This is a genomic window from Microbacterium trichothecenolyticum, from assembly GCF_000956465.1.
In the GTDB taxonomy this organism is placed as follows: domain Bacteria; phylum Actinomycetota; class Actinomycetes; order Actinomycetales; family Microbacteriaceae; genus Microbacterium; species Microbacterium trichothecenolyticum.
The window spans coordinates 1-2,135 of sequence record NZ_JYJA01000004.1 but is presented as its reverse complement, the minus strand read 5'-3'; the positions used below and the strand labels follow the sequence as shown (position 1 = coordinate 2,135).

Annotated in this window: 2 protein-coding genes; both read left to right on the top strand. The window is 68.3% G+C overall.

Annotated elements, in window-relative coordinates; translation table 11 throughout:
- Positions 1-64 precede the first annotated feature (64 nt).
- Positions 65-1,273: an IS21 family transposase gene (gene istA / locus RS82_RS00025; protein WP_045296032.1), complete on the top strand. Its 1,209-nt coding sequence runs from the start codon at positions 65-67 to the stop codon at positions 1,271-1,273.
- Positions 1,273-2,073: an IS21-like element helper ATPase IstB gene (istB, locus tag RS82_RS00020; protein WP_045296031.1), complete on the top strand. Its 801-nt coding sequence runs from the start codon at positions 1,273-1,275 to the stop codon at positions 2,071-2,073. The genes istA and istB overlap by 1 nt, the downstream gene beginning before the upstream one ends.
- The last annotated feature ends 62 nt before the right edge of the window (positions 2,074-2,135 follow it).

Genomic DNA, 2,135 nt, shown 5'->3' with positions numbered 1-2,135 from the left:
TGTCGGCGGCGCTCGAAAACTGAACACTTGCGGCGGCGAAAAGTGAACACTCAACGATTGGAGAGTGATCACTTTGGAGGATTGGGCACTGATTCGCAGGTTGGCTGCGGAGGGGGTTCCAAAGGCGCGGATCGCGGAGCGGTTGGGGATCTCGCGGACGACGGTGATCAAGGCGGTGAACTCCGACTCGCCGCCCAGGTATGAGCGATCGCCGGGGCCGACGTCGTTCACCGTATTCGAGCCGCGGGTGCGGGAGCTGCTGGCTGAGACGCCGGACATGCCGGCGACTGTGCTCGCGGAACGGGTCGGCTGGACCGGGTCGATCCGGTGGTTCCGGGACAACGTGAAACGGCTGCGGCCGGAGCAGCGCCGGATCGACCCGGCGGACCGGTTGGTGTGGGAGCCGGGTGATGCGGCGCAGTGCGATCTGTGGTTCCCGCCGCGGAAGATCCCACTCGAGGACGGCACGACGAAGCTGCTGCCAGTGCTGGTGATCACGCCGGCGCACTCGCGGTTCGTGACGGGGCGGATGATCCCGACCCGCAAGACCGAGGACCTGCTGCTGGGGTCGTGGGAGCTCATCCAGCAGCTGGGTCGGGTGCCTCGGCGGCTGCTCTGGGACAACGAGCCCGGCATCGGTCGCGGGCAGCGTCGCGCGGACGGCGTGGCCGCGTTCATGGGGACGCTGGCGACGAAGCTGGTGTTGCTGCCGCCGAGGGATCCGGAATCGAAAGGCGTGGTGGAGCGCCGCAACGGCTGGTTCGAGACCTCGTTCATGCCGGGTCGGTCGTTCACGTCGCCGGCGGACTTCAACACCCAGTTCACCGACTGGCTGGGCCGCGCGAACGCGCGGGTGGTGCGCACCACCGGCGCCGCCCCGGTCGACAGACTCGATCCGGATCGGGCAGCGATGCTGCCGTTGCCGCCGATCCCGTTGCATCTGGGCTGGCGCAACCGGCTCCGGTTGGGTCGGGACTACTACGTCCGCATCGACACCAACGACTACTCCGTCGACCCGCATGTGATCGGCCGGATCGTCGATGTCACCGCCGATCTGGACCGGGTCCGGGTGCGTTGCGACGGGCGAATCGTCGCGGACCATCCGCGGCTCTGGGCACGCGGACGGGTGGTCACCGATCCCGCCCATGTGGAGATCGCGGCGGTGCTGCGGCGCGAGTTCCAGCAACCTCGAGCCGCTGTCGGTGATGATCTCTCCAGGGATCTGGCCGACTACGACCGCGCGTTCGGGATCATCGACGGCGGGCTCAGCTGATGGCCGCCACCAAGAGCACCACCGAGTCGGTGAAGCAGATCACGTATCTGGCCGGCGCGCTGAAAGCACCCCGGATCACCGAAGCCGCCGCCCGGATGGCGGACCAGGCGCGGGACGCCGGCTGGTCATTCGAGGACTACCTCGCCGCCGTGCTCGAACGCGAGGTCTCGGCGCGCAACGCGTCGGGCGCGGAGCTGCGGATCAAAGCCGCCGGCTTCCCCGCGCGCAAGACGCTGGAGGACTTCGACTGGGACGCGCAACCGGCCGTCCGCCAGCAGGTCGCAGCACTCGCCTCCGGCGGATTCCTCCTGGAAGCGCAGAACGTGGTGCTGCTCGGCCCACCCGGAACCGGGAAGACGCATCTCGCGACCGCGCTCGGAATCGTCGCCGCCCGGCACGGTCACCGAGTGCTGTTCGCGACCGCCACGGACTGGGTCACCCGGCTCACCGACGCCCACCGGCAAGGACTGCTCCCGAAGGAGCTCGCCCGGCTACGCCGCTACGGGCTGATCATCGTCGACGAGGTCGGCTACCTGCCGTTCGAACAAGACGCCGCCAACCTCTTCTTCCAGCTCGTCTCCAGCCGCTACGAACACGCGTCGCTGATCCTCACCTCGAACCTGCCGTTCAGCGGTTGGGGAGGCGTGTTCGGAGACCAGGCCGTCGCCGCCGCGATGATCGACCGGATCGTCCACCACGCCGACGTGCTCACCCTCAAAGGCGCCAGCTACCGGCTCCGCGGACGAGGCATCGACAGCCTCCCCAGCATCCGCACCACCACCGCAGAAACGCCTGACTAGACTGCCCGCAACCGTTCACTTTTCAAGCGCCGGAATCGACCAGTTCTGCAGCGCCGCCGACA

Excerpts from the sequence above, each read along its gene's own strand:
- istB (WP_045296031.1), top strand. The coding sequence starts at position 1,273 with ATGGCCGCCACCAAGAGCACCACCGAGTCGGTGAAGCAGATCACGTAT.